The 1,860-nt window shown below is 63.3% G+C and carries 2 protein-coding genes; both read left to right on the plus strand.

The features are described from left to right. The coding region (locus tag KDH09_18060; GenBank protein ID MCB0221609.1) for an AMP-binding protein at positions 1-1,212 on the plus strand (1,212 nt) is incomplete at its 5' end. Between the two features lie 114 nt (positions 1,213-1,326). Beyond that, the coding region (locus tag KDH09_18065; GenBank protein ID MCB0221610.1) for a hypothetical protein at positions 1,327-1,860 on the plus strand (534 nt) is incomplete at its 3' end.

Here is a 1,860-nt window from a genome sequence, read left to right on the forward strand (position 1 = left end):
GTTCTCTACACGACAGGCAGCACCGGACCGGCCAAAGCCACGCTTTATCCCCATCGCAATTTTTGTGAGATCACCCGCATCGCTCACCGGAGCTGGAGCTTCCAGCCGGGTGAAGTGCCCGTGGACATGCCGGCCTTCCCGGCATTCTCTTTTATCGCGCTGAGTGCCGGCGGCACGGTGGTGGTGCCGCCCATCAACTTCGCCTTCGAGGGGCCCGCCGATGCGAGGCCCGACCAGATTGTCGAGGTGATCAATGACTGCGGGGTGCGCTCCATGTTCGCCTCACCCGCATTGCTTCGAAACCTGGGGCAGTATGCGGCCAGGACCGGAGCGAGGACTCCCTCGCTCAAGCGGGTGATCGGGGGCGGCGCGCCGATCGTGGCCTCGATTATGGAGCCGCTCCTCGAAATGATGGGGGAAGGAGCGACGGTGTGCGCTAACTACGGCGCGACCGAGGCCTTGCCGTCGACGGAGCTGGAGGCGGCCGAAGCACTTGCCGAGACCTGGCCGCTCACCGAGCAGGGGCATGGGATTTGCGTGGGCCGCCCCTTCGAGGGGGTGGAAATCCGGATCATTGCGATCAGCGATGAACCCATGGGTTCGATCGATGAGGCGCGCGAGTTGCCGACCGGAGAGATCGGCGAGATCGTCATTCACGGCGGGCATGTCAGCCCCGCCTATTGTCGTGACGAGCAGAACACCAGGAAGCACAAGATCGACGACGGAGAAGGCGGCGTGTGGCACCGGATCGGCGATGCCGGTTATTTCGATGAGAAAGGGCGCCTTTGGTACTGCGGCCGCGTGAGCCAGCGCGTGTGCGCTCCCGGCGGGGCCGTTTATTCGCTGCTTGCGGAGCCGATCTTCAACACGCATTCCAAAGTCGCTCGCAGCGGCCTGGTCGGTGTCCTGGTCGACGGGGCAGAAGTCCCGGTGATCTGCATCGAGACGACCCCCGGAGTGCGCAGGAGCGAACTGCCCGCGCTGCGCGAGGAACTGCTGGAGCTGGCGCGTCGCCACGCGGTGACCAGTCAGATCAGGACGCTGCTCTTCAAGGACAAGCTCCCGGTAGATCCACGCCACAACTCGAAGATCGAGCGCCCCAGGCTCGCCCGCTGGGCGCGCGCCAGAGTGACCCGGCCGGGAGCCCCATTGCCTGCCGGGAAGGCAGGGGTGCCGGCGACGGGCAACCTGGAATCGCGGTCCGGTGCGTGAACTCTCCTGAAGGTTGGAGGGAGCGCGCACCTCCAATATAATGTTCCTTGCCCGTCACACCGAGTTCAAAGTGTGCGTGCAGGCTTCAAGGCTCCAAATGCAAGGAACATCGCGATGAAACGGCTCGGCTTTTGCTTCCTCTCCCTTGTCCTGCTTGCCGGCTGTGCGGGCAAGCAGGTTTTTCCCGGCCTCGATACTTCCGACAAGGCGGCTGTGAAGGCAGCGGTCCAGGAAGTCGGCGACGATCCCCACGAGTGGTTCGCGCTTTCGGACGACCTGTTGCTCATCACCGAGGACTACGGGCGGCACAAACCGCTGTTCGCCTCCCAGTTCGATCTCGGCTGCCGGCGTTGTCACTACGACCATGTGACGCGGGTTCGGCTCTACAACGTGAAGACCGGTGAGGAGCACGTCTTTCCCCACACGGAGATTCAGTGGCTCCAGCCCAACGCGCAGAAGATTCTCGTCGCACTCTTCCATCCAGACTGGGAAGACGATGTCGAACACGGCGTGGTGTTCGTCTATGAAGGCGGCAGTATCGCGCGCTTCAAGAGCAAGCCGCTGGGGAACGACTTCGACCGCTTCCCCGATCGCCCGTGTTTCAATGCCGAGGTCTTCGCCAAGGTGATGAAATACGGATCGTTGGGA

The sequence above is a fragment of the Chrysiogenia bacterium genome (genome assembly GCA_020434085.1).
In the GTDB taxonomy this organism is placed as follows: Bacteria; JAGRBM01; JAGRBM01; order JAGRBM01; family JAGRBM01; genus JAGRBM01.